This window comes from Aporhodopirellula aestuarii, from assembly GCF_023701485.1.
Lineage (GTDB): Bacteria > Planctomycetota > Planctomycetia > Pirellulales > Pirellulaceae > Rhodopirellula > Rhodopirellula aestuarii.
Map to the genome: position 1 here is coordinate 20,825 of NZ_JAMQBK010000042.1, position 25,630 is coordinate 46,454.

20 protein-coding genes are annotated in these 25,630 nt (G+C 57.6%); 16 read left to right on the top strand and 4 right to left on the bottom strand.

All coding sequences use genetic code 11. The annotated features are described in order from the left end of the window. Positions 1-63: 63 nt before the first annotated feature. The 3 genes from NB063_RS16215 to NB063_RS16225 form a co-directional block, all read right to left on the bottom strand. On the bottom strand, positions 64-1,230 hold the full coding sequence (locus NB063_RS16215) for an efflux RND transporter periplasmic adaptor subunit (protein WP_250929789.1): 1,167 nt from the start codon (positions 1,228-1,230) through the stop codon (positions 64-66). A gap of 428 nt (positions 1,231-1,658) precedes the next feature. Further along, the gene (locus NB063_RS16220; protein ID WP_250929790.1) at positions 1,659-2,582 is read right to left on the bottom strand and encodes an SHD1 domain-containing protein; all 924 of its coding nucleotides are present in this window, start codon (positions 2,580-2,582) and stop codon (positions 1,659-1,661) included. Positions 2,583-2,758: 176 nt separating this feature from the next. Then, positions 2,759-4,246, bottom strand: coding sequence for an ABC transporter substrate-binding protein (locus tag NB063_RS16225; protein WP_250929791.1), 1,488 nt, complete (start codon positions 4,244-4,246; stop codon positions 2,759-2,761). A 138-nt stretch (positions 4,247-4,384) separates the two neighbouring features. Between NB063_RS16225 and xylB the strand changes: the two genes are divergently transcribed. Next, positions 4,385-5,905, top strand: coding sequence for a xylulokinase (gene xylB, locus NB063_RS16230; protein WP_250929792.1), 1,521 nt, complete (start codon positions 4,385-4,387; stop codon positions 5,903-5,905). Positions 5,906-6,111: 206 nt separating this feature from the next. Here the strand turns inward: xylB and NB063_RS16235 are convergent, their stop codons facing one another. Then, entirely contained in the window at positions 6,112-6,519 is a 408-nt protein-coding gene (locus tag NB063_RS16235; protein ID WP_250929793.1) for a BON domain-containing protein, read from the bottom strand. Positions 6,520-6,775: 256 nt separating this feature from the next. Between NB063_RS16235 and NB063_RS16240 the strand changes: the two genes are divergently transcribed. The 15 genes from NB063_RS16240 to NB063_RS16310 all read left to right on the top strand — a co-directional run bounded on the left by NB063_RS16240 (position 6,776) and on the right by NB063_RS16310 (position 25,380). Beyond that, complete coding sequence (locus NB063_RS16240) at positions 6,776-8,626, top strand: GGDEF domain-containing protein (RefSeq protein WP_250929794.1); 1,851 nt, start codon at positions 6,776-6,778, stop codon at positions 8,624-8,626. A gap of 261 nt (positions 8,627-8,887) precedes the next feature. Further along, entirely contained in the window at positions 8,888-9,316 is a 429-nt protein-coding gene (aroH, locus tag NB063_RS16245) for a chorismate mutase (RefSeq protein WP_250929854.1), read from the top strand. After that, positions 9,313-10,440, top strand: a complete 1,128-nt coding sequence (locus NB063_RS16250; RefSeq protein WP_250929795.1) for a hypothetical protein — start codon at positions 9,313-9,315, stop codon at positions 10,438-10,440. Before aroH ends, NB063_RS16250 begins: the two co-directional genes overlap by 4 nt. Beyond that, entirely contained in the window at positions 10,440-12,251 is a 1,812-nt protein-coding gene (locus tag NB063_RS16255; RefSeq protein WP_250929796.1) for a sigma 54-interacting transcriptional regulator, read from the top strand. The genes NB063_RS16250 and NB063_RS16255 overlap by 1 nt, the downstream gene beginning before the upstream one ends. Further along, the gene (locus tag NB063_RS16260) at positions 12,248-13,621 is read left to right on the top strand and encodes a nucleotide disphospho-sugar-binding domain-containing protein (protein WP_250929797.1); all 1,374 of its coding nucleotides are present in this window, start codon (positions 12,248-12,250) and stop codon (positions 13,619-13,621) included. The genes NB063_RS16255 and NB063_RS16260 overlap by 4 nt, the downstream gene beginning before the upstream one ends. 325 nt (positions 13,622-13,946) lie before the next feature. Then, positions 13,947-15,311, top strand: coding sequence for a Na(+)-translocating NADH-quinone reductase subunit A (locus NB063_RS16265; RefSeq protein ID WP_250929798.1), 1,365 nt, complete (start codon positions 13,947-13,949; stop codon positions 15,309-15,311). A 6-nt stretch (positions 15,312-15,317) separates the two neighbouring features. Beyond that, positions 15,318-16,574, top strand: coding sequence for an NADH:ubiquinone reductase (Na(+)-transporting) subunit B (locus NB063_RS16270; RefSeq protein WP_250929799.1), 1,257 nt, complete (start codon positions 15,318-15,320; stop codon positions 16,572-16,574). Further along, positions 16,564-17,433: a Na(+)-translocating NADH-quinone reductase subunit C gene (locus NB063_RS16275; RefSeq protein WP_250929800.1), complete on the top strand. Its 870-nt coding sequence runs from the start codon at positions 16,564-16,566 to the stop codon at positions 17,431-17,433. The genes NB063_RS16270 and NB063_RS16275 overlap by 11 nt, the downstream gene beginning before the upstream one ends. 4 nt (positions 17,434-17,437) lie before the next feature. Continuing rightward, a complete protein-coding gene (locus NB063_RS16280) occupies positions 17,438-18,061 on the top strand; it encodes an NADH:ubiquinone reductase (Na(+)-transporting) subunit D (RefSeq protein ID WP_250929801.1) in 624 nt (207 codons plus the stop codon). A gap of 7 nt (positions 18,062-18,068) precedes the next feature. Continuing rightward, positions 18,069-18,713 (top strand): NADH:ubiquinone reductase (Na(+)-transporting) subunit E, encoded by a 645-nt coding sequence (nqrE, locus tag NB063_RS16285; RefSeq protein WP_250929802.1) that lies wholly within the window; start codon positions 18,069-18,071, stop codon positions 18,711-18,713. Positions 18,714-18,872: 159 nt separating this feature from the next. After that, positions 18,873-20,132: an NADH:ubiquinone reductase (Na(+)-transporting) subunit F gene (gene nqrF / locus NB063_RS16290; RefSeq protein ID WP_250929803.1), complete on the top strand. Its 1,260-nt coding sequence runs from the start codon at positions 18,873-18,875 to the stop codon at positions 20,130-20,132. A 12-nt stretch (positions 20,133-20,144) separates the two neighbouring features. After that, entirely contained in the window at positions 20,145-21,593 is a 1,449-nt protein-coding gene (locus tag NB063_RS16295; protein WP_250929804.1) for an FAD:protein FMN transferase, read from the top strand. Positions 21,594-21,857: 264 nt separating this feature from the next. Then, entirely contained in the window at positions 21,858-22,625 is a 768-nt protein-coding gene (locus NB063_RS16300) for a metal ABC transporter ATP-binding protein (RefSeq protein ID WP_250929805.1), read from the top strand. Then, entirely contained in the window at positions 22,622-23,947 is a 1,326-nt protein-coding gene (locus NB063_RS16305; protein WP_250929806.1) for a metal ABC transporter permease, read from the top strand. The genes NB063_RS16300 and NB063_RS16305 overlap by 4 nt, the downstream gene beginning before the upstream one ends. Further along, positions 23,944-25,380 carry a metal ABC transporter permease gene (locus tag NB063_RS16310; RefSeq protein ID WP_250929807.1) on the top strand — a complete coding sequence of 479 codons (1,437 nt, stop codon included), beginning with the start codon at positions 23,944-23,946 and terminating at the stop codon, positions 25,378-25,380. Before NB063_RS16305 ends, NB063_RS16310 begins: the two co-directional genes overlap by 4 nt. The last annotated feature ends 250 nt before the right edge of the window (positions 25,381-25,630 follow it).

The window sequence follows — 25,630 nt, forward strand, 5'->3', positions numbered from 1 at the left end:
CCGTCGGATGTGAATGGTTCTCAGGGCGGTCATTCGCGATCTGAGAACTGCTTGAAACGGCCTCTATTGGCCCCTCAAGACCGGCGTGACTTTCATCCCCGGTTGAACCAATTGCATTCCGGCAACCACGACGGATTCGTCCGGTTGCACTCCCGAAAGGATCACTCGCATGTCGTCTCGGCGGTCACCGATTTCGACGGTTCGGTGTTCGATCTCGTTCTTGTTATTAATCACGTATACGAATTTCGTTGCTTGATCGTTACCGACGGCGGAGTCGGGGATCAGGACCGCGGGGTGCGGATCGGAAACCGGCACTTTCAAACGGGCAAACATTCCCGGTTGCAGCAACCCGTTGGTGTTGTCAAACACGCCGCGGATTTGTGATGTCCCGGTTTGTTCATTGATCTGCACCTCGGCGTACTCGAGTTCGCCTTCGTGTGGGAACCCGGTTTCGTCTTGCAGTTGCAGATAGCAGGGGATGTGAAGTTCGTCGAGTTTGTCGGCTTCTTTGAAATCATCGCCTGCCACTTCGCGCCGGCGTCGCATGAATTTCAGCCGCACGTTTTCGTTCACGTTTGCCACGGCTTTGATCGGTTGGTCTTTCACCACGGTCGTCAAAACCGTCCCGCCCGCCAATCCGCCGGTGACGAAGTTACCTTCGTCGAGCAGGGCCCGGTCGACTCGGCCGGTGATCGGCGAAAGGATTTTGGTGTATCCGACGTCAAGTTTGACGCGTTCGGCATCGGCGCGGCTCGCGATCACTTGCGCGGCGGCTTCGGCAACCGAGGATTGGTTCTCGTCGAATTCTTCACGAGAGATCGCGTCGTTTTCGATTAGCTTTTTCGAGCGTTCGAATTTCTTTTTGGCCAGGTCGAGTCGAGTTTCAGCGACCGAGATTTGAGCCTGGGCTTGATTGTAAATCGCTTCGTACTCGTCGGGCTCGATCGAGAACAGAAGATCGCCAGCATTGACTTGTTGGCCATCGACAAAGTGAGTTTTGAGCAAAAAACCCGAGACGCGCGACTGAATCACCACGCGTTCATCGGCAGCCAACCGTCCTACGAGTTCGACGTAGTCGATCACATCTTCCTTCGTCGCAACGGCGTAGGAAACTTTCTGGGCCGGACGCTCGCTGATGCTGCTTTTGTCTCCATCATCTGTCCGGTCACACGCGCTGAATATTGGTAGGCCAACCAACAGCGCCAATGCTAACAATGTGTTTGGTTTCATCGTCGATCTCTACGGTGCGGGAGACGTCGCCCGTGGCGGACGTTCAAAGAGGGCTGCCTCTTGAACATAGTGCGAGATGGATGGACCTGCGAGAGGGCGAGATGCCGGGTCGTCGAAGCCGAACTATTGATCGCGATCGCAATATGGGTGCGTCAAATCAAAGGTCATGTGAGGATTTGTGGAGGCGATGTCGCTGGGGACCGCGGTGACTCGGGGAACAGACGTTGGATTAAGTATGACTGACGCCGAGAGACTGTGTATGCGACAATACCATGATGCCGTTTTCGTTGATCAGCCAGATGTTGCGACAAAGCGGACGACACCGCAGCGACGATGATGGTCACGACGCTGCGATCGGGGATCGGGGCAGCGAAATTGTGTCGGATACCGCCATTTTTCATTGTCCGGTAATCCGGAGCGTGAGTCGATCAGCGGCTTGCGCGGCGAACGCCAACGACTCGGAATCCGGGATGTTTTTGCAGTACCATCTGTTCGGCGGCTGCGCTGTTCTGAGCCGGAACCATCACGCTGGTACGGCGATAGTAGTTGCCTTGGGCCGGTTCGAGGATGACTTCCCAAATCGATACGACACCGGTGGCCGTGGCGAGGAGTCCAAGTTTGAGTGCCTCGATTTGGTTTCGGTTCTGGCGGTCGCGTTGATACTCCATCGCTTGCGTTTGTAGCATCAAACTCTCACGCTGCTGAGCCTCTGAGTTCGATTCGCTTTCGAGCCACGTCTTCCAGCCCGGTTGAAGAAGTTCCTGTTCCTCTTCGGCAAACAAGAAGAACGGCACGCCAATTTCATCACCGCTTTCAAGCTTCATCAAAACGCCTTCGAGCGGAAACGTTCTCGTGTCGGCGCGGAGGGTTTTGCCCCATTCTTCGAACGCCTTTTCGTCCTCAATTTCCTGACCGACGAGTTTGGAGATGATTGTCAACGTGATTTTTTGATGAAGCGGATCCATGGCGGCGAACCGCTTGTCATTGACGATCATTTTGCCGAGTTGTCGGCGGACGGTGAGATCTTTTCGTCCGTAGGCAAGGATCCGGCCGCGGACTTTCATTCCGTCGTCGGCGGTCCATGTTTGCATCTGGTCGACTGATTGGGCGTACGCTTCTTTGGCCTCACGCGATTTGACGTAATCCTGATCCGCGGGGCTGAGTTCGGCCAATTCCACGGCAAGGAGTTGACCGGTTGGTTTCTTAAGGACGACGGTTTTGTCGTCAAACGCGATTGCTTCGGCTTCAACGCGATAACGGCCATCTGGCGATGACCACTCGCGGGCGTCAGCGACTGCGGCCGACGCCAAGTAGAAACAGCAACAGACCAGACCGGGGAAAAAGTGACGCATGGGAGTTCATCGGGTGGCTTGAGTTTTCAAAACGTGACAACGTACATGCGAGGGTGCACGCAGACGTCTCATTGTAGCCTCCCGAGCGTCACAGCTGTTTCAAAACGCCGGGTTGCGAAACACAGCCCTCGTTCCAGACGCGGCGGTTTTATTGTGAACTGATGAGCAGGTTCGGCTTAGGAGAGTCCTTGGGCCCGTCGCCACGTTCGCTTTTGGGTGGGCAAGTCATATTTGCGATGCAAACGGGCCCATCGGTCCGTGAGCTCGGCGCAGGCGTCCTGTGCCGATTGATCACCATGGACACACGATCGCACGACTTCGTCGAGGACGTCGTAGTATTCGGCTGCCCCGATTAACTGCAGCGTCGTGACGAAACTCGCGTTGGACAATTGAGTGTTGAGCCAACCGCGGTAGTTTTCGAGTGGGTTGTTGGTCGACTCGCTCGGCGCGGTCCGGGTGTCGACGATGGAGCTGATTCCGCGGTACAACGGTTCGCTGCCTTGCCCACCGGAGATCCAATTTAGGAACGTGTCCGCGGCTGCGGTTTGGCGGCATGACGCGGCGAGGGAACCGACCAACATAAAGGGGTCAACCATTCCACGACTGGGGTCCAGCCGCAGGCCGAGTTGTGTTTGCTCAAGCCGTTTGCTGCTCGAGCCCGCCGGCAACGACGCGAGCGTCACCGTCCCGCCTCCGTCGTTGGCGGACTCGGCGGTTGCGCGGGCGTGATTGGGTTGTGGGAATCCGATTCCGCCTAGCAGTTCACCTCGCATGACCGCGTTGTAGATCTCGCCGGGAGTGCGGCCTTTGGACGCATCAGCGGATTGTTTGACGGTTCGTCGCATCTGTTCCAGAACGGCGACATATTCCGGTTCGCTAAAGAGCGGTTGCAACGACTCGCGTTCGAAGAGCCACGTCGCGGTCAGGCTGCTGGCCAATCGCCATAGATACATTGATCCGGCCCAGGTCGGTGCGGTCGGCTCGCAACATGCTCCGCCCGACGATTTGACGAACGCTTCATAGGCGTCCCAGTCGTCGAGAGCAATGTTTTGCGATTCTTCACCCAGCACGAGCGCGGGTAGGTAGCCGCCCAGCGGCGTGGCGAGGCGTTCGCCCGAAAAACTGGTCGCGATGCGAAGGGCAACGGGGATGGGCGATGTGTCCGAGTTGGCGAGCAAAGCGGCGGCATCGTCGTCGGTTTGATCGACGGTTTGCTTTTTCGCCGCTTCCGAACGGGTCAGCAGCGGCATGAGGCGTTTTTCCGCAACGAGTTCCGACATCATCGCGACGGGATAGATGATCACGTCGGCGGCGCCCGCTTTGTCGAAAAGTTCCCGCCCGAGGTTCAGCTTCGCGTCGGCGGCGGAGTCGGCGTCCGGCTTCGGACGGGGAGCATCGACGAGGCGAATGTCGAGCGGTTGCTCGCTGATCGAGCCCCAGGTTCGGCGGAGAATTTCGGTTTCCGACTCGTCACCGACCCAGACGATCCGCAGCGGCACGTCGGTCCGACGGGGACTCGCCGAGGAGTCCGTCGTCTGCGTTTCCGAGCGGCAACCGGCAAGGGAAATCACCGATATCGCCCCGGCTAACCATTCGCGGCGTGGCAAGTCGGATGGCGTTGGCGAGCGGTGGGGACGTTCGCCGGAGCGGTCTGGGAAACGCATGGAAAGATGATCGATGTGCGGGAATAAAAGTTTGCGGGGAGACTGCGGCCCGCTTAACAAAGCGAGCGTGCTACGCGTTATAGTGCTGCCTTGTTCAAACCCGTTTTGCTCCCTCTTTTTCATCAGTGATCTCGCTCCATGTCTTACTATCTCGGAATCGATGTAGGTACCAGCGGCACGAAAACCCTGCTTATCGACGAATCAGGCAAAGTGCTTGCCGAATCCGACGCCACTTATCCGATGGAGCAGCCCCGTCCGGGCTGGACGCAACAAGATCCCGAAGATTGGTGGAAGGCCACCGTCAAGACCGTCAAAGCGGTCATGCGTCAGGCCAAAGTCGACAAATCCGAAGTCAAAGCGATCGGTTTGTCCGGCCAGATGCACGGATCGGTTTTCTTGGACGCGAAAGACCAAGTCATCCGGCCCGCAATCCTGTGGAATGATCAACGCACGGCCGAACAGTGTGACGCGATCACGTCAGCGGCCGGCTCACCTGAAAAACTGATCGGCATGGTCGCCAACCCGGCTCTGACCGGGTTCCAAGCTCCCAAAATTTTGTGGCTGCGTGATAACGAAAAACGCAACTACGACCGACTCGCAAAAGTGTTGCTGCCGAAAGATGAAATCCGTCGGCGCTTGATCGGCGACTACGTGACCGAGGTCAGTGACGCCAGCGGCACGTTGTTGCTCGACGTGAAAGCACGTCAATGGTCGTCGGAGTTGTTAGGCAAACTCGGCCTCGATACGGATCTGCTGCCACGCGTGGTGGAATCCGAAGACGTGACTGGGACATTGACCGCGGAAGCTGCCAAGCAGCTCGGCCTCACGACAGCATGCAAGGTCGTTGGTGGCGCGGGTGATTGCGCGGCGGGGGCGATCGGAAACGGCATCGTCAAGAAAGGACTGCTCAGCACGTCGATCGGAACCAGCGGCGTGATGTTCGTTCACAGCGATGAACCGAGCATCGACAAGGGCGGCCGGTTGCATACGTTCTGTCACGCGGTTCGCGGCAAGTGGCACATGATGGGCGTGAACCTGACCAGCGGCGGATCGTTGCAGTGGTGGGTCGAAAACGTGTTGCAAGGGTTGGCTGGTGTTCCAGCGGCGAAGAGTTATGAAGCGGCAACCCGGGAAGCCGCCGCGGCGCCGGCGGGTAGCGGTGCGTTGTTGTTCCTGCCCTATCTCAACGGAGAACGTACCCCGCATGCGGACCCACGAGCGCGAGGTGCGTTTGTCGGAATGAACTTGACTCACGATCGCGGTGCGATGACCCGCAGCGTGATGGAGGGGATCACGTTCGCTTTACGTGACAGCCTTGAGATCATCGAGTCGCTCGGTGTGCCGGTCCGTCAAGTTCGTGCGTCCGGAGGCGGCAGCAAGAACAAGCTGTGGCGTCAGATGCAAGCCGACGTGTTTGGCAAGAAGATCACCACCCTGCGGGTCGAACAGGGCGCCGCTTACGGCGTGGCGCTGTTGGCTGCGGTCGGTGACGGCGCCTACAAGTCGGTGACGTCCGCGTGTGCGGCCACGATCGAAGTCGCCGAAGAAACCAAACCGGACGCCAAAGCCAAGGCGATCTACAACAAATTGTTCCCTGTCTACCGCGATCTCTACGGCAATCTCAAAGACTCGATGCACTCACTCGCCGAAATGCAGTGAGTTCGAGCATGACAGGTCGGGGCGGGCAATGTCCGCCCGCTTCTCAATCGATCGCTTAAGCAGGTACCTAGAAGTGATTCGGTATAACGAGAATTCCGCTGATCGGAATGTTTCGGCGTAGGCCGGACCAAGGANNCGGAACTCGCAAAGCCTCGGTCCGGCCTACAGTTCGCGGCAGTTTCGCCAGATGATTCCTGCAGACCTGCTTAACAGTTCGTGCAAACGTCAACGCGGTTGATGACTTGACGTCCAGCGGCGATGGGACGAATCGCTTCTTGAGCGAGTTGTTTGTGATAGAAGCTGCGAACGCTACCGCTCAAATGGATTTCAGCGTCGTTCTCGTCAACACGTAGAAAACGGAGCTCGGCGACGGCGCTCTGTGCGAGCACTGAAACGGCGGTTTCCAAAGCGAGTGCACCAGCTGCCAGGGGCGTTTCGGCGGCATCCAATCGAATGGAACGCTCATCCGATTCTAAGATCCGGGCTCGTTTGTTGGCTGATGCCTGAGCGATCCCTTCGACGTCGGACAATTTTTTGGCGGGCGAGGTGGCGGGAGGGGAGTTGGCGGGAGCCCCAGTAAAACTTGAGGGGGCCAGGGGAGCGAAAGTCGACATAAAAACCCAATCCTTGCGGGAACGTAGACCAGTAACGTGGTTCACACAAGTATTTGAGATAAACCAGCATTTGACCATGTCAAAATGTGCTTATTTTCGGGAGTTAAGCAAAAGAGGCGGTAAAACAGGAGGAATGGGTGCAATGGGTATCGTCCCTTGGTGGCTTCTCGCTTTCTTTTTGACTGCCTCCTAATGCGAGCTATACATCAACTGGATATTGGTACAAAGCGAGCATTGCATAGGCAGGGCAGAATTAGTGTTACTCGACATCATTATTGCGGGCAGTTGCGGCGGTGCAGGGATTTGTTGCGGCTGGGTCATGCACGCCTTGCATCGAGCGGGTGGACCCTCTCCAGGGATGCCCCAGAACGTCACCGTACCCGCGGACGATCAGTCGCCGCGGGATCTCGACTCTGCGGCCGGTCGAAGGAATAGCACCGATAATCCGTCCAGGGTATCAATCCGAGAGAAGGCCCCGGATTCGCTCACGCCTGAAAAGGTCGCCACGGTAGCCGACCGCATCCGCGCCTTCGCCGCGATCGTTGCCGCCAACGTGGACGAGCACCAAACCAAAGTGGATGCCGTCAACGGCGTGCTCCACGCGAGCGATTTATCGGGAGCTCCACCAGAAATTATTGATGCGGTCGAGCAACTTTTGGCGGCGAATGAAACGATGCGCAGCCAGCTCGAAGATGCCCAGGAACGATTGCGTGAGCAGACGAAGCAATTGCAATCCGCCGAACAGCGTGCCGAGACCGACGCACTCACGCAGCTCTCCAACCGTGGTGCATTTGACAAGCGTTTGGATTACGAATTCTCCAAGGGGTACTCCGGTGCCGGAGTGCTGGCGATCCTCGATATCGATTTCTTTAAGCGGTTTAACGACGAGCACGGGCACCGGATTGGTGACGAAGTCCTGAGGAGCGTCGCGAGCATGTTGGAGGCCAGGCTGCAGCCTTATGGCTTGGTCGCGCGGTTTGGTGGCGAAGAGTTCTGTGCGTTGATCGACGAGTCGGACTACGAAGAAGCGATCGATCTGATCGAAAAAACGCGGCACGCGGTGAGTAACCGTGAAATCCGCTTTGAAGGAAAACGTCTTAAAGTCACGATGAGCGTTGGAATCGGCAAACTCCAACCCCAGCAGTCTTCCGACGAATGGTTGCAACGTGTCGACGACGCGCTCTATCGGTCCAAGGAAGCCGGACGCAACTGTGCACACTACATCGAGGCGGAGCGTTTCATCCGTGTCAACGAGAAGGTTGAGGCGGATGCCGGACCAGCGGCTCCGGTCGCGGCGGCCTTGGTGAGCAATCCGTCGAAACTCCCCTCGGCGGATCCCAACCCGATCGAATCGGCAATCGGGGAAAACGATCCGGTCGTTTCGTCGATCGCGTCGGACGCGTTGGCGGTCAGCGAGAGCGTTGAAGAAGCGGTCCAGCCGAAGGGCGTCGATCATGCGGCTGAGGTGGAGGCCGTGCAACTCGCGAAATTGTCCGCCACATTGCGAGCCGATGGAGACTCCGAACCTCCGCGAGGACTCGCCTACCTGCCCGACCGAGAAACGATGATCGACGGGATCGCCGAGACGTTGGCCGTTTCACCCGCTGGAGGACGCTCGAATCTTTTGATGGCAGTGACACTTTCGGGGCAACCGGGAGCGGCGACCATGCGTTCGCTGTTACAACTCGTTCGTGCGGCGATGCGGAGTCAGGACCGGATCGGTTGTTTAAACCACTCAACGTTGCTGGTGTCGTTGCCCGACTGTCAGGAAAGCGAGTCGCTGCATCGTGCCGAGCAAATCTGCGGTGCGGCCGCGTCGGTCGGACTGAGCCTCGCGTCGGCGGATAAATCGGACCTCGGAGAACGGCTTTCGATCGGGATCTTGGGTTTGCAAATGAACGACGAAAATGCGGAGGCGGGAAATCCTAGCCGCCCATCGCTGCCGAGCCCCGTCATGATCGATCGCGCGATTTCACAGGTGCAAGCCGTTGCGATGTTGGGCGGTCGAGTCACCGGGAGCGGCCTGCAAGCCAAATTGCCGATCCTCGCTCGGACGTGTTCGTTGGAGAATCTGGTGCGGGAATTGAGCGTCGGCAGCGAGGCCTGAACGCGCGTCGGGAAATCAATGTGATTGCGTCGCAAAATGAGAAAATACCGCTGGTCGCAAATTGAGATGACGGGTATTCTGTTGTCGTTGGTGGGTCTCACCAGCCATGGCCTTTCTTCTCCCGCGTAATTTCGCCGCATCCGAAGGCGCAACCTCTGATGTTCCCGCCGTGGGCATCATGTTCACGCCGTGGGCACCGCAGCCGGGCAAGATTTTGGTTTCCATGCTTCTGCTTTGATTCCTGAATGGCTTGCATTGACGATGATGGTATGCCGGGGCGTACGCGGTGCGACGACAGTCGACACTGACGATCGAGACGAAATCTTGAAGGCAACGACTCAGTTGCTGGCGCTGATGATTCGGCGTAACGAAATTCAAACCGTCGACGTCGCGAGTGCGATTTTTACGGTAACCAAGGATCTGCAGAGCGAATTCCCGGCCCTCGCCGCTCGCCAGCTCGGATGGCTGGAGGTCCCGTTGTTGTGTAGTTACGAGGTTTCCGTCGAGCGATCGCTGCCACGCTGCATCCGGATTCTGCTGCACTGGAATACTGATCGGGCGCAGTCAGAGATTCATCACGTCTATATCCGCGACGCGGTAAAACTTCGTCCCGATTTGAATGTGCTGCCCTCGGTCGATTTCGAGGAACTCGAACAGTGGATTCAAGAACACTTGCGAGACGACTGTTGAAACTTCACTGGATCGCGTCGACATCGTTAAGTCTCGTGCGTGCGGTGCAGTCGTGCGCCGCACCCAATTTCCACGCGCACGCCGCGACCGCGGGCGGACGGAAGTCAGTGGGCGGTTTCGCGTTAAAAGATGCTCAGGCGACGTCGCAATTCATCAGCGAAGCCGAACGTTTGAGCGAGCGTTTGATCTCGGCAGCCGTTTCCGAACGGATGTTTTGGGATCATCTCAGCGACGAATTGGTTTCCGCCGGAAACGACGCCCCGATCACACCGCAAGCCTGTGAGGTCGCGTTGCTGCGGTCAGGGCATTCGCAATTGCAATCGGACCAAACGGCGGCTGCGATTCATCGTTCGATCGACAATTGCCGCCGCATGTTGGCTGCCGATTCGCCACGGTTCGCCGATCAATTGCGTTTGCGGTATGCGCCCCTGAAGCAAGCGTATGAGGCGTACGGTCCAGGGATGGTGCGTTCGATCGGAAAACGCATTTGGAACGGTGCCCCGCCTAAAAATTGGTGGCCCAATCGCGTCACCGTCCACGCGGTGCAGCCGCTGCGAACCGGGGCGGCGGGACGGAGCAGTTATCAATGCTGCGTTTGGATCGAAGCGGTCCTGACTGACATTTCGCCGAGCGTTCCGGAGTGGCTGCGACTGGTCTATCAGATAACACAAATCGCGATCGACTCGCACACTCGCACGCACGCATCTACCGGAGTTGCGGGCCCGAACGCTCCGCAGGGTCTCGGTGCCGCGAAGCCGGGCGGCGGTAGTAGCGTTTCGAGTGCCGCGGACACAACGGTCGATTTTGAGAGTAAACCGAATTTAGAACTGCCGTGGTCGATCGGCTGTATTCCCTTGGTGCTCAGCCAAGCGGCCGATATCGGTTTGTTGGCCGGTGATCGTTTGCCGATTGCCGAGGCACTCGATCTTTGGTGGTCGTCGGAGGAGTCGTCGTCGCTCGATTCGGCGTCGAGTGATTGGGCAGTGGGGAAAGGATTCGACGAAACCGCTGAAACGCTGGAACGATGGTGGATCGAGTTCGGCAGTGAATCCAAGGCGTTTCCGATCGCGTTGAAACAACTCGCAAAGATGTTTGCAGAACCAGCAGAAAGGAAGGGGCACTGATGGCTGCTTACCTTGCCGTACAGACGGGGCAGGAAAAAGGGATCCAGTATCCGCTCGATCCCGATCGACCGATGCACATCGGGCGGGCGATCGGATGCGATATCATGCTGTCGGATCCGAACAGCAGCCGGTTCCACGCGGTCGTTTATTACGAAGATCACGCGTGGCATCTGCGTGATACCAATAGCCGCAACGGCACGCTCGTCAACGGGCAGCGTGTTGATGACGCGCGTCTGATTGATCAGACCAAGATCGTTATCGGAAAAACGACGCTGCAATTGGTCACGACCGCGGAAGATCCGATGGGCGCCGATGCGTTGCAGCAAACGCTCTACCACGACATCGATCATTGGAAGGCTCGTGATTCGGACGTGGTTCGGGAGTCGGGCCAGTTGGTGTCTCAGCCCGAACATCTGCTCGATCTCTACCAACTCAGCCTTTCGCTCTTGAATGGTCAGAAGCCGAGCGAGGTGGTCGACACGACGTTGGAGTTGTTGCTCGATCGAACAGGGTCACAAACCATTTCATTGGCGGTCGATGCGGGCGATGGGCGTTGGAAAATCCGGAGACAGTTCCCGCAAAAGAGCACACCGGTGAAATTCGACCGGGCTCAATTAAAACGCGTCGCCAAAGGTGGCGAGGTTTATCTCAGCGAACACCCCGGGACGGTCGAGAACGGCGGCATTCCGACTCACTGCCTGATCGTGCCGATCGTCGAAGATAGCAAGTCGCTGGGCGTTCTGATCTTTCACCGTCAGACCGATGCCTACACCGACACGTTGGTGGATCTGGCCGTGGGGGCGGCGGGGTTGCTCGCGATGGGTTTGACCCAATCGACGTTGACCGAAAATCTCAAGGTGGAAAACCAACGCATCGCCGATCGCAATGCCGACCAGGGAGAGTTGATCGGTGATAGCAAAGCGATGCGGAAACTCAAAGAGCGTATCTCGCGTGTCGGACGGGCCAGCGGTTCGGTGTTGATTCGTGGCGAGAGCGGATCGGGTAAAGAGCTGGTGGCCCGTGCGGTCCATCGGTCGAGCAATCGGAACGACCGGCCGATGTTGACGGTCAACTGCGCAGCGATCCCGCGAGACCTGCTCGAGAGTCAATTGTTCGGACACAAGCGAGGTTCGTTTACCGGAGCGGACAGCGATCACACCGGTCTGTTCGAGCAGGCCGACCAAGGGACATTGTTCCTCGACGAGATCGGGGAAATGACGTTGGAAGGCCAAGCAAAATTGCTGCGGATCCTCGAAGGGCACCCGTTCCTGCCTGTCGGGGCGAGCAAACAGGTGAGGGTGGACGTGCGAGTGATCGCGGCGACGAATCGCGACCTCACCGAATTCGTTCGTGATGGCCGCTTCCGTGAAGACCTGTATTATCGGCTCAGCGTTTTTGAGTTGCCGGTGCCGCCGCTGCGAGATCGTGGCGAGGACTTGAATATCCTGATCGATCACTTTCTCGTTCACTTTTTAAAACAACACGGCCGGCCTCAGTTGTCGTTATCGGAGGATGCCCGCGAACGGCTGTTGACGTATCCGTGGCCCGGCAACGTTCGGCAGTTGCGCAACGTGATCGACAGCGCGGTTGTGATGGCGGATGAACCGGAGATCGTTGCCGACGACTTGGGGCTTCGCGACGCGGGGTTGTCGAACATCGACACGCTGCGGATCGACGTCTGGGAGCGACGGCTGATCGAGAAGGCACTGAGCCGGACCAGCGGCGGTGTTCCCGAAGCGGCCAAATTGCTCGGTATCAGTCGGGCGACTGCCTATCGAAAGATCACCGAATACGACATCGACCGGACGTGAGCGATTCCCAGGCGAACCGGGATCGTCCGCTCGCGATTTTGTCCGCACCGGGCTCACGCGGTGACGTCAATCCGATGGTCGCCATCGCCCGCGAACTCGATCGCCGTGGCTTTGAATGTCACGTCAGCGTGGCGGAGCCCTACGCCGGTTTGGTGGAAGCCTTCGGTCTGCACGCCCACGTCTTGATCGACAGTGAGTCGTTTCACCAGGTTGTTTCGCAATCTCGATTCTGGCGGCCTTGGACGGGAGCCCGTCGTGTGCTGACCGAGGTGGCGGAGAGGTTTTTTCATCCGCATCTTAAAATCATCGATCAGCTTTACCGACCCGGCCGCAGCGTCTTGGTCGCCCATCCGTTGGATTTTGCTTCGCGGGTCTTTCGTGAAACGACACCGGGATGTCGGTTGTCGAGCGTGCATCTCGCACCGGCGATGCTCCGCCATGTCGAGACGCCGCCCCGATTGTTGCCTGAACACGGTTTGGGTCGGGCGATGTTGCCCAAGGGATGGTCGCGTTGGAATCGCTTGACGTATTTCCTTGCCGATCATGTTTTTTTGGATCGCGCGATCGGAGCACCGCTCAACGCGGAACGCCGGCGCCGCGCTGGACTGCGTCCACAGCGACGCATCATGGAACGGTGGTGGTGTTCGCCGGATCAGGTGCTCGGCCTGTATCCGTCGTGGTATGCGCCCGAGATCTACGAAAAATACTCGTCCGGTGATGGGCTCGCGGCGCCGTTGGAGTGCCTCGGCTTTCCGCTCGATGACGGGATCGTCGACCGCGGTAGTTCCGACGCCGATGTTTCAGAGGATCGAGTCGCGGGTAAGCACGATGGCGGGGGATCGTCGTTGCAAGGTGAGGAGTTGCCGGCGGGGCGGCCGTTGCTGGTAACGACCGGTTCGGCACATCACGGCGACGAGTCGTTCGTCAGCCGCGTGGCTGAAATATGTGAATTGCGGAGCGTTCCGGTGGTTTGGTGTTGCCCCTCGAATCCCGGTGGTATCGTGTATCGAAACGTCCGCTGCGTCGGATACGTGCCGTTGGGTGAGTGGCTGCCGCGGTGTCGTGGCATTATTCATCATGGTGGCATCGGGACGACGAGCCGTGCGATCGATGCAAAAGTTCCTCAGATCGTTCGTCCGATGGCCTTTGACCAGTTTGACAACGCGGAGCGAGTTGAGCGTTTCGGGTTGGGGGTTTGGCTGAGACGCGATCGCGATCTCACGCCGGCGATTGCGAAGTTGATCTCGATGAGTGAGTCTCCGTTGAACGTGCCCGATGATGTCCCTCGCGGCTCGTCAGTTTCAGCGGCCCAACGGGCTGCGAAACGGATCGCGAGCTTGCTAGATCACGAACCATTCGCTGCAGACTGAACGGTTAGCGGATTCTGGGGGGGAAGCAGGTTGAGCGGTCTGCAGCGATGCAAGAATAGGCACCCTTGAGATCGCGGCGTTTTTCAGTTTGTGCACCAGTGATCATTCATCTCGATTCTGCGGTGATGGTAACTGATGGGACACAGTGACGCGCTTACCGGTTGTTAGGTTGCCGTCGTGAAGCGGCCTTCAAAATCACCCCGAGTTGCGTTCCTAATGCCGTTGTCAAATTTAGATCGCTGTGTAATAGTGTCGCACAAAGCTCACTTCGGTGAGCTTTCCCTCAATCCGACTTTGTTACATTTTTCACAAAGTGTTTGCGTTCATGCCCGCTACTCAACACCGCACGGTCGTCAAAAAAGGCCTTGATCTACCCATTCTCGGTTGTCCCGAGCAGCGTGTCGAAGCCGGTCCGTTGGTTCGTACCGTGGCATTGTTGGGTGACGACTACGTCGGAATGAAGCCGACGATGCTGGTTTCCGTCGGTGATCGTGTTTCCCTCGGTCAGCCCCTCTTTGAAGACAAAAAGACACCGGGCGTAATCTATACGTCGCCCGCGTCAGGGACCATCTCGGAAGTTGTCCGCGGCGCGAAGCGGAAGTTCGAATCGATCGTCATCTCGGTCGACGGTGACGACGCGGTGGTATTCGAGAACGCACGCGAGAAAGATCCCGTCGCGATCGGTGGTGAAGCGGTCACCTCAGTGCTCGTCGAGAGCGGTCTGTGGCCATCGTTCCGCACGCGACCGTTCGGCAAAGTTCCTGTGATCGGGTCGAAGCCGAGTTCGATTTTCGTCACCGCGATTGATACCAATCCATTAGCCGCTGATCCCGCGGTCGTGGTGAGCGAACGCAAAGATCAGTTTGTGCTAGGCCTGCAGGCTCTCACCCAACTCGGTGCCGGCAACGTTTATGTTTGCAAGGCTGAGGGTGCTTCCGTTCCTGGTGAAGGAGTCTCGGGCGTGACGTTCGCCGAGTTCGCCGGCCCTCACCCGGCCGGGCTTCCTGGCACACACATTCATTTCTTGGATCCTGTCGGTCCGACCAAGACAGTTTGGTATGTCGGTTACCAAGACGTGATCGCGATCGGTTCGCTGTTCCAATCCGGACGCCTCGATCCGCGTCGCGTGATCTCGCTGGCGGGTCCGAAGGTGAAACAGCCTCGCTTGATCGAAACTCGTGTCGGTGCTTGCATCGACGACCTGCTCGAAGGTTCTGTCGAAGAGGATTGCAAACTGCGTCCGATTTCGGGTTCCGTTTTGTATGGTCACGCCGCGACGGCACCTCACAACTATCTCGGCCGCTACCACCAGCAGGTGTCGGTGATCGAAGAAGGTGACCATCGAGAATTCTTGGGCTGGCAGATGCCGGGCTTTGACAAGTATTCAGTCACGCGGGTTTACGCATCGGCGATGAAACCTTCGCAGAAGTTTGCGTTCACGACGTCCACGGGCGGTAGCGAGCGTGCGATGGTGCCGTTGGGTACTTATGAGAAAGTGATGCCGTTGGACATCCTGCCGACGCAGTTGCTGCGATCATTGATCGTCCGCGATACCGACTCGGCGCAGGCTCTCGGTGCGTTGGAACTTGAAGAAGAAGATCTTGCCTTGTGCACGTTCGTGTGCCCCGGCAAATACGAATATGGATCGCTGTTGCGACAAAATTTGACCACGATCGAACGTGAAGGCTAAATCAATATGAAACCACTGCGTGACGCTTTCGACCGCGTTCACCCCTATTTCGCAAAGGGGGGGATCTTAGAGAAAGCCTACCCCATTTACGAATCAATCGACACGTTCCTGTTCACGCCTGGTGAAACCACCGAAGGCCGGACGCACGTTCGCGACGCCATCGATCTCAAACGCATGATGATCATGGTCGTCGTGGCGTTGATCCCGGTGACGTTGTTCGGGATGTGGAACACCGGTTACCAAGCGAACTCGGCGATCGTGCAAATGAATGAAGCCGGCGTGCCGGTTGAGTTCGATTGGCATCACACGGTTCACGAGGCGATTGGTTTGGGGCATAACCCGAACAGTTTCGTGGACAACTTTGTGTACGGGGCGATTTTCTTTATCCCGATCTACTTCGTTTGCATGTTTGTCGGCGGTCACATTGAGATGATCTTCTCGGTGCTGCGTGGCCACGAAATCAACGAAGGATTCTTGGTAACAGGATTGTTGTTCCCGCTGACGCTGCCCGCATCGATCCCGTTGTGGCAGGTCGCGTTAGGGATCGCGTTTGGTGTTATTGTCGCCAAAGAGGTGTTCGGTGGCACGGGGCGTAACTTCCTCAACGTCGCACTCACCTCACGGGCGTTCCTGTACTTTTCGTACGCCGGTGATATCAGCGGTGACAAAGTTTGGACGGCCGTCGATGGGTTCAGCGGTGCAACCGCTCTGGGCCAAATGGCAGTCGTCGAAAAAGGAGCGATCGAATCGCTCGGCAGCGTTCAGTACGTGTGGGGCGAAACCGGCTCGATCACGTGGATGGACGCGTTCCTCGGAACCATCCAAGGTTGTGTCGGCGAAACCAGCGCCCTGCTGTGCCTCGTCGGTGCGTTGATCCTGGTCGCGACCGGCATCGGTTCATGGCGGATCATGTTGGGAGTGATCGGTGGTGTCGTCGCAACGAGTTTGTTGCTCAACGCCGTCGGCAGCGAAACCAACGCGATGTTCGAAGTTCCGTTTTACTGGCACCTCGTGATCGGTGGACTCGCCTTCGGGTTGGTTTACATGGCGACTGACCCGGTCAGTGCCTCGATGACCCAAAAAGGGAAATGGATTTACGGGGCGTTAATCGGTTTTATGACCGTTCTGATCCGCGTCATTAACCCCGCGTTCCCTGAAGGAATCATGTTGGCGATTCTGTTCGGCAACGTGTTCGCTCCCTTGATTGATTATTTTGTCGTCCAAGCCAACGTCCGCCGGAGGGTCGCCCGCTATGCCAGCTAAAGATTCCGTACCAGGAACGATCCTGATCGCGACGCTGTTGTGTGTCGTTTGTTCGCTCGCCGTGAGTGCCGCGGCCGTCGCGCTGCGTCCTTACCAGATTGCCAACGAAGTGCTCGACCAGCAAAAGAACATCCTTGACGCTGCCGGACTGCCGACCGATGAGTTCGGAAAGCCCGCATCGCAGTTGTCGAAGAAAGAGATCGATAACCTTTACACCTGGGTTAGCGAGCAGATGGTCGATCTCGATACGGGTGAGTTCAACAACGAATTGGACCCGACCAAGTTCGATCTCGTCGAAGCTTCCACTGATCCGACGTTGAGCATCGAGATCGTTCCGGACCCTTACGATCCGGGTGAAGATCGTCGTCCCAAGTCGATGAAGGTTTACTTCGTCCGTCGCAACGGCGAAGGTCCGATCCGCCAAGTCGTTCTGCCGATCTACGGTAAAGGCTTGTGGGGAACGCTCTACGGTTACCTCGCATTGAAGAGTGACTTGGAGACGATCCAAGGGATCACGTTCTATCAACACAAAGAGACACCTGGTCTCGGTGGTGAAGTCGATAACCCTGCCTGGAAAGAGCAGTGGAACGGTTTGAAGCTCTACAACGAAAACGGTGAGCCTTCCGCCCAGGTCGCTAAGGGGCCTGCTCCCGAAACCGACCCATACAGTGTCGATGGCTTGTCGGGTGCGACGATCACGAGTCGTGGTGTCACGGCCCTCGTCCAGTACTGGGCCAGCGACCAAGGTTACGGTCCGTTCTTGAAAAAGCTCGGCGCGAAACTCAAAGAAGAATCGACTGCGGATCAAACCGCTGCGGCCTCGCAGCCCGATAACTCGACGAACAAGGTTGGAGCATAAAACAATGTCCAAAAAACCAATCGACGTGCTCGTCGATCCCGTAATCAACAACAACCCGATCGCCCTGCAGATCCTTGGTATTTGCTCGGCTCTCGCGGTGACGACCAAGATGGAAACATCGTTGGTGATGGCTCTCGCCGTGATGGCGGTGACCGCATTCAGTAACCTCGCCGTCAGTGCGATTCGGTCTTACATCCCGAGCAGCATCCGGATCATCGTTCAGATGACCGTGATCGCATCGCTCGTGATCGTGGTCGACCAGTTCCTCAAGGCGTTCCTGTTCGATATCAGCAAGCAGCTTTCGGTGTTCGTGGGGCTGATCATCACCAACTGTATCGTGATGGGACGTGCCGAAGGATTTGCGATGAAGAACCCCGCGGGAATCAGTTTCCTCGATGGCCTAGGTAACGGCATGGGATACGGATTCGTGTTGCTCGTCGTCGCGTTCTTCCGCGAACTGTTTGGCAGTGGCTCGTTGTTCGGTCAAACGATCTTGCAACTCGACCGCAACGGCGGTTGGTACGCTCCGAACGGATTGTTGCTTTTACCGCCGAGTGCGTTTTTCATTATCGGAATCATGATTTGGGTGATCCGAGCTAACAAACCTGAACAAATCGAAGAGGCCTGAGAAAGCTATGGCTACTTTTGAGACTCACCTCAGCATTTTCTTGCAGGCGGTATTCGTCGAGAACTTGGCGTTGGCCTTCTTCCTCGGCATGTGCACGTTTCTCGCGGTTAGCAAGAACGTCAAAATTGCAATCGGTCTGGGGATCGCGGTGATCGTGATTGAAACGATCACGGTGCCCGCAAACCAGTTGATCTACTCGTTGTTGCTCAAGAAAGGTGCACTGGGCTGGGCGAACGGGTTCATTCCCGAGTCGACAATCAATTTCTCCGAAGTCGACCTGACGTTCCTCGGGTTCATCAGCTTCATCGGTGTGATCGCGGCTCTGGTTCAGATCCTCGAGATGTTCTTGGACAAGTTCCTGCCGTCGCTTTACAACGCACTCGGGATTTTCTTGCCTTTGATCACCGTGAACTGTGCCATCCTCGGTGCGTCGTTGTTCATGCAAGAACGCAATTACTCGTTCCCTGAATCTTGCACCTACGGTTTTGGTTGCGGCGTCGGTTGGGCGTTGGCGATCATGGCTCTGGCGGGGATTCGCGAAAAACTCAAATATTCGGACGTTCCTCCGCCACTGCGTGGTTTAGGGATCACGTTCATTACGGTTGGATTGATGTCGTTGGCGTTCATGTCGTTCAGCGGAATCCAGCTTTAATCGCTCATCACGCTCGATCCAGAGCGTGGAGGGCAACCCATCACCACGCTCGTCACGGGCGTGGGGCCGCCGACCAACGGCGGTAGTCAAACAAAGAAACAACCCGGTGGCCGGCGTCTTCTGTTCCGCCACACAATTCATGGCAGTGAGTCTTTCCTGATGTTTACGTCTACCCTTATGATCGGTGCCGCAGCGAGTGCGATCGTTGCCGTCGGCGTCGCGATGTTCACGCTCATCGTGCTGGCGCTGGTGTTGCTGATTTTGGCCGCTAAGAAACAGCTCGTTTCTTCCGGTCTGGTCAAGATCATGATCAACGATCAGAAAGAAATTTCGGTCCCCGCGGGCGGGAAGCTCCTCGGCGCTCTCGCTGACGCGGGAATCTTCGTGTCGAGTGCCTGTGGTGGCGGTGGTACCTGTGCTCAGTGCAAAGTCAAAGTCGAAGAGGGCGGTGGCGATCTGCTGCCCACCGAAGCTGGACACATCAACAAGAAAGAAGCCGCCGAAGGCGAGCGACTGAGTTGCCAGGTGGCGGTCAAGCAAGACATGAAGGTCGAAGTGCCGCCGGAAGCCTTCGAAACCAAGAAGTGGGAATGCACCGTCCGCAGCAACAACAACGTTGCGACGTTCATTAAAGAGTTCGTCCTCGAACTCCCCGAGGGCGAAGAAGTTAACTTCCGCGCCGGCGGTTACATCCAAATCGAGTGTCCTCCTCACGAGGTTCACTACAAGGATTTCGATATCGAAGAACGCTTCCACCCAGATTGGGATCAATACAAGATCTGGCGATACGTGTCGAAAGTCGACGAGCCTGTGGTTCGTGCCTATTCGATGGCCAACTATCCCGGCGAAAAGGGCATTATCATGCTCAACATTCGGGTCGCATCGCCACCGCCCCGCGCTCCCGAAGGAACGCCTCCCGGTAAGATGAGCAGTTGGATCTTCTCGCTCAAGCCGGGCGACAAGGCCACGATCAGCGGTCCTTATGGTGAGTTCTTTATCAAGGACAGCCAAGCGGAGATGGTCTACATCGGTGGTGGTGCCGGTATGGCTCCGCTGCGAAGTCACATCTTTGAATTGTTCAAACGCCAAAAGACCGATCGGAAGGTCAGTTACTGGTACGGCGGTCGAAGTGCTCGCGAGTTGTTCTATGTCGATCACTTCCGTGAGATCGAAAAGGAGTTCCCGAACTTCAAATTCAACATCGCGTTGTCCGAGCCTGCTCCCGAAGACAACTGGGACGGGTATGTCGGGTTCATTCACCAAGTGTTGTTGGACAACTACCTCAAGACACACCCCGCACCCGAAGACATCGAGTACTACATCTGTGGTCCACCGATGATGAACGCGGCCGTGTTCAAGATGCTCGACGATTTGGGTGTCGAGCCTGAGAACATCGCCTATGACGACTTCGGTGGCTAGATAAAGGCATCCATGTCTGAACGAAATCGCATGACGCGACGAGGTTACTCACCCGTCGCGTTTTTTATTGTCATCACGATGTGTCTCATCGGAATCACGCCGTTCGGTTTCATCGCCGGGCAGAGGGTGTTTGCGGGCGATTCGTCTGGCGAAGCCTCCTCGCCGTTGGTGCTGGTCTTCCGCGGCGCGACGATGGGAACGACGTACTCGGTAAAAGTCTCCGACCCGCCACCCGGTGACGATTGGGCGTCGGAGGCTGCGCTGACAATCGAGGCGGAACTTCGCCGCGTTAACGATCAGATGTCGACTTATTTGAAGTCGAGTGAGCTCAGCCGGTTCAATGCCTCCACGTCGACGGATTGGTTTGATGTCAGCCAAGAAACCGCTGACGTGGTCGCATTCGCACTCGAAGTGGGCGCCGCATCGGACGGACGATTCGATGTCACGGTGGGACCGTTGGTGGATCGTTGGAGTTTTGGTCCCGGCAAACGCAATCGAGACGTTCCCAGCGACGAGGAGCTCGATGAGATTGGGCAACGTATTGGACAACAGCATCTCGCCGTGCGACGTGATCCGCCAGCGTTGAAGAAGGACATCGCTCAGCTGCGAGTGGATTTGTCGGCGATCGCCAAAGGACACGGCGTGGATCGCGTGGTCGAGTTACTGTTAAGCCTCGGAGCAAAGAACGTTTTCGTCGAAATCGGCGGCGAAGTCCGGGTGACGGGGGCGAAACAATCCGCCGGCGGTAGCCAGCCGTGGCGAGTTGGCATTCAAAAACCGGACGCGGCGAGCAACGAAATCGTGCTCGCTCATCCGATGGAGGATTCTGCGATGGCGACGTCCGGCGATTATCGGAACTTCTTCGAAGTCGACGGGGAACGCTATTCGCACACAATTGATCCGGTGACTCGCCGGCCGGTGCGTCACGATCTGGCGTCGGTCACGGTGATTGCACCGACATGCATGGCGGCGGATGCGTGGGCGACGGCGCTCAACGTGGTTGGACCGGAGATGGCGGTCGATTTGGCGAATGAGAATAACTTAGATACGTTGCTGATTACCCGCGGCGTGGTGGCGGATGTGACTCAGTCAGACGTACCAAACCAAAATGAAGGGATCCAGATGAATGTGATGGGAACGGGCTCGCTGGCGGTGGTCGCTGAGCGAATGATGGCGACAGCGATGACCGCGCAAGCGGCGCCGGCCGACCCCGGCTTTGGTACACGATGGATGCCAATCCTGGTGCTGACCGGGATCGGGTTTGCCGCGATGTTGATCGCGATGGCGGTGGGCGTGATGTTTGGACGCAAAAGTATCGGCGGGTCGTGCGGCGGTTTGAACGCACGAACGGATCCCGATGGCGTGTCGCGTTGTTCGATGTGCAGTACGCCATCGGAGGGATGCAAAGAACTCCGGGAAAAGATCGAGAACGGGCAATTCGACGCCAAAGCGGGCGAGTAGCCGAGTTAGAAGCATTGCCGACGCCAGACGGGATGGGCAGGCAGGCCGTTTGCGGCGGGGCGGTGTCTGATGGAGTAAGCCGAAATTCAGGTCGGGGGCATCGAGCCGGTCTTGGCAACATGTTGCGTTGGTGGCTGATTCGCAACGGATAAGCAAACTCGCCAGCGAGTTTCTTCTATACTGGGCAACAAGTCGGACTGCCCACGCTTTCCGTGGTGTCCGAGGCTCCTTTTCTTTCGTCCTTCCGACACAGTTTTCCTGCGAATGGATCCTATCGCGTTATCCGTTGACGATTTGACGGTGGCCTACCACCGCAAGCCTGTAATTTGGGATGTCGAGTTCGATATCCCACAGGGCAAACTCGTCGGCATTGTCGGTCCCAACGGGGCCGGCAAAAGCACGCTGCTCAAGGCGATCATGGATCTCATTCCGCGGGCGTCGGGTCGGGTCGAAGTGTTCGGGAAACCGTATCACCAATCGTTGCACCGAGTCGGTTATGTTCCTCAGCGAGAGAGCGTTGATTGGGATTTTCCCGTCGACGCACTCGATGTCGTGACGATGGGTTTGTATCGGCGAGTGGGTTGGTGTTTGCCGATTCGGAAGAAACACCGGGACGCCGCCCGCGAGGCGCTGGCTCGGGTCGGGATCGCCGATCTGGCGCATCGACAAATCAGTCAATTGTCGGGCGGTCAGCAGCAGCGAACGTTTCTGGCACGCGCGTTGGTGCAGGACGCGGATTTGTATTTGATGGACGAACCGCTCGCGGCAGTGGATGCGGCGACCGAAGCGGCGATTGTCGAATTGCTCAAGCAGATGCAAGCGGACGGGAAGACCGCCGTCGTGATTCATCACGACTTGCAAAGCGTGCCGGATTACTTCGATCATGTTGTGTTGTTGAACATGCGAGTGGTCGCGACAGGGCGAACCCAAGACGTCTTCACCAACGAAAATCTGCAGAAGACCTATGGCGGACGTTTGACGTTGCTCGATGAGGCGACCGAAGCGATGCGACGACGGGAGCGGGGGATTTGAGCGAGCACCTTTGGCGCGTGCTGAGCCTGCAAGACCACAACACCCGGGTGGTCATTTTTGGCACCGCGATTCTTGGTTTTGCTGCCGGGCTCGTCGGCTGTTTGACGTTGCTGCGTCGGCGCGCCCTCGTTGGTGATGCGCTTGCGCACGCGGCGCTGCCGGGAATCGCCGGCGCGTTTTTGGTCGCGACGGCGCTCGGCTATGATGGCAAATCGTTGCCGCTATTGCTCGCCGGTGCGACGGTGTCGGGGCTGTTTGGGATCGTCTCGATCCTGTTGATCCGCCGGATGACTCGGATCAAAGAGGATGCCGCGTTAGGAATCGTGCTGAGTGTTTTTTTTGGACTCGGCGTGGCGATGCTCGGTATCGTGACGCAGATGAATCGAGGGAATGCGGCGGGGCTCGAGTCGTTCATCTACGGTAAGACCGCGACGATGACGGAGAGTGACGCGCGACTGATCGCGACGGCGTCGGCATTGTGTGTGCTGGTTTGCATCGCGTTGCTCAAGGAACTCAAACTGTTGTGTTTTGACGAGGCGTTTGCGGGCGCGCGTGGTTATCCAGTCGTGCTGCTCGACATCGTGCTGATGAGTGTCGTGGTCGTGGTCACGATTGTAGGTTTGCAGGCCGTGGGATTGGTCTTGGTGATCGCGTTGTTGGTGATTCCGGCGGCGTCGGCGCGGTTTTGGACGGACCGCTTGGTGGTGATGATGGTGATCGCGTCGCTCTTAGGGATGACCGGATCGTTCGTCGGCGCCGCGGTCAGTGCGATGCTGCCTCGGTTGCCTTCGGGGGCAATGATTGTTTTAGCGGCGGGTCTAGGCTTCCTCGTTAGTTTCTTGATCGGGACCCAGCGTGGCGTGTTGGTGCGATTTTGGCGTCGTCGCCAACTCAATGAAAGTATCGATCATCAGCACTTGTTGCGGGAACTGTACGAGATATTCGAGCACGATCCGGATCGAGTCTCGGTTCCTTACGAAGAACTGTTGGAACGGCGCAGTTGGTCACGCAAGCGACTTCGCCGGATGCTGGAACAGGCATCACGTAACGGATGGATCACCGAGAATGTTTCGAAAATGGAGTTTGCCTTGACCGATCGCGGCGAGACCGAAGCGAAGCGGTTGACGCGCCGTCACCGGTTGTGGGAGCTGTACCTGATTCGATACGCCGACATCGCCCCCCAGCGGGTCGACCGCGATGCCGATGCGATCGAACACGTGCTCGAACCGGAAATCGTTGCCGAGTTGGAAACGTTGTTGGACAAAGAACTCGGCAAGACTCGCATGCCTGATGATCCTCACGCCGGTGGGGTCGGGTCATGATGGGGTTCGACTGGAATTGGCAGCTCGACGGTTGGATCGTGGCAGCGGGGATGTTGTGCGCGGTCGCCTCGTCGTTGCTCGGTTGTTTCTTACTGCTGCGGCGGATGAGTTTGCTCGGCGATGCGATCTCACACGCCGTGTTGCCGGGGCTCGCGGGAGCGTTCTTGATTTCGGGATCGCGTAGTAGTGTTTGGATGTTTGTCGGCGCCGTGATCGTGGGTGTCTTAACGGCGTTGTTATCCGATTTCATCCACCACCGTGGTCAGGTCGACGAGGGCGCATCGATGGGCGTGGTCTTCACGACCCTGTTTGCGAGCGGATTGTTGATGATCGTGGTGGCAGCCGATCGTGTGGATTTGGATCCCGGTTGCGTGCTCTATGGTGCGATCGAGCAAACTCCGTTGGACAAATGGGAGGTGCCCGGATTGCCGTTTGCGGTGCCGCGGGTGGTGGTGGTCTTGTCGATCGTGACGTTGGTAAACGCGTTGTTCGTCGGGCTGTTTTTCAAAGAGCTGAAGATCTCGACGTTTGATGCGGCCCTGGCCACGGCGAGCGGTTTTTCAGCGAACCTGATCCACTATGTCCTGATGACGTTGGTCGCGATCACTGCCGTCGCCTGTTTCGAAAGCGTCGGCAATATCTTGGTCGTCGCGATGCTGATCGTTCCGCCCGCGACGGCGTACTTGCTGACCAATCGTTTGCGGACCATGGTGATCCTATCGTGTTTGATCGCGGCGGTATCGGCGTGGGGCGGACATGTGATGGCGATCGTCGTGCCCTCGTGGTTCGGATTCCGCAGCACCACCACGGCGGGAATGATGAGCGTCGCGACGGGGGTCGCGTTCATGGTCGCGTTCCTGTTCGCGCCCCAACAAGGGTTTCTGCCGCGATGGGTGCGTCAGCAATGGTTGCGATGGACCATCCTGGCCGACGATGTTTTGACGTTGTTGTATCGGATCGAAGAATCGGCACGCGAAGTCGGCGGTCATCCGGCGACGGCGCCTGGCTCAGCGTTTGCGGTGACCGCCGCGCCGCTGGCCCAAACGGTGCCTTGGGTCGCCGAGACGTTGTTGACCAATCGGTTGGCGGTGAAGTGGGCGATGCGATATTTGACTTGGCGAGGTCGCGTGAGGCCGGTCAGTGCAAAGGACGGCGGGGCAGATTCGGGCCCAGCTGAAGGTGGCGGTGAAGCCAGATTGCCGGTGCTCACCGAAGTCGGGAGACGCGAAGCCGAAACGATCGTGCGTTCGCACCGGTTGTGGGAACAGTACTTGGTTACGAAAGTCGACGTCGCCGAAGAACGGTTGCACGCGAAAGCCGACCGGCTCGAACACTTCACCGATCGTGAGATGCAGGATCAACTCGACGAACAAACCGACTCGCCCTCGATCGACCCTCACGGTCGTCCGATCCCGAATCCGGACCAGCCCTGACCCGTCGTCTTTTGCCGTAGCCACCGTCGCCAGACGGTGGGCCACGTTCTGGCGAACGTAGCTACTTTGCATGAGCAGCGTTCTTTTTCAGAGATCCTCTGCCCTGTGGTGTAATTGACGGCAGAGTGTTGTCAGACGGATCTCTTTGAGATGTTCGCGTTGTCAATGCGATTGCACTCTCGACATGCCGTTTCGCCGTGGCGGAATTCGGAAAAGCGTCGTAAGTCGTTCATTGGTAACGTCTTAGCGG

Bases quoted from the DNA above. Each gene is read 5' to 3' on its own strand.
- NB063_RS16215 (WP_250929789.1), bottom strand. From the start codon at position 1,230: ATGAAACCAAACACATTGTTAGCATTGGCGCTGTTGGTTGGCCTACCA.
- NB063_RS16220 (WP_250929790.1), bottom strand. From the start codon at position 2,582: ATGCGTCACTTTTTCCCCGGTCTGGTCTGTTGCTGTTTCTACTTGGCG.
- NB063_RS16225 (WP_250929791.1), bottom strand. From the start codon at position 4,246: ATGCGTTTCCCAGACCGCTCCGGCGAACGTCCCCACCGCTCGCCAACG.
- xylB (WP_250929792.1), top strand. From the start codon at position 4,385: ATGTCTTACTATCTCGGAATCGATGTAGGTACCAGCGGCACGAAAACC.
- NB063_RS16235 (WP_250929793.1), bottom strand. From the start codon at position 6,519: ATGTCGACTTTCGCTCCCCTGGCCCCCTCAAGTTTTACTGGGGCTCCC.
- aroH (WP_250929854.1), top strand. From the start codon at position 8,888: ATGATGGTATGCCGGGGCGTACGCGGTGCGACGACAGTCGACACTGAC.
- NB063_RS16255 (WP_250929796.1), top strand. From the start codon at position 10,440: ATGGCTGCTTACCTTGCCGTACAGACGGGGCAGGAAAAAGGGATCCAG.
- NB063_RS16265 (WP_250929798.1), top strand. From the start codon at position 13,947: ATGCCCGCTACTCAACACCGCACGGTCGTCAAAAAAGGCCTTGATCTA.
- NB063_RS16270 (WP_250929799.1), top strand. From the start codon at position 15,318: ATGAAACCACTGCGTGACGCTTTCGACCGCGTTCACCCCTATTTCGCA.
- NB063_RS16275 (WP_250929800.1), top strand. From the start codon at position 16,564: ATGCCAGCTAAAGATTCCGTACCAGGAACGATCCTGATCGCGACGCTG.
- NB063_RS16280 (WP_250929801.1), top strand. From the start codon at position 17,438: ATGTCCAAAAAACCAATCGACGTGCTCGTCGATCCCGTAATCAACAAC.
- nqrE (WP_250929802.1), top strand. From the start codon at position 18,069: ATGGCTACTTTTGAGACTCACCTCAGCATTTTCTTGCAGGCGGTATTC.
- nqrF (WP_250929803.1), top strand. From the start codon at position 18,873: ATGTTTACGTCTACCCTTATGATCGGTGCCGCAGCGAGTGCGATCGTT.
- NB063_RS16295 (WP_250929804.1), top strand. From the start codon at position 20,145: ATGTCTGAACGAAATCGCATGACGCGACGAGGTTACTCACCCGTCGCG.
- NB063_RS16300 (WP_250929805.1), top strand. From the start codon at position 21,858: ATGGATCCTATCGCGTTATCCGTTGACGATTTGACGGTGGCCTACCAC.
- NB063_RS16310 (WP_250929807.1), top strand. From the start codon at position 23,944: ATGATGGGGTTCGACTGGAATTGGCAGCTCGACGGTTGGATCGTGGCA.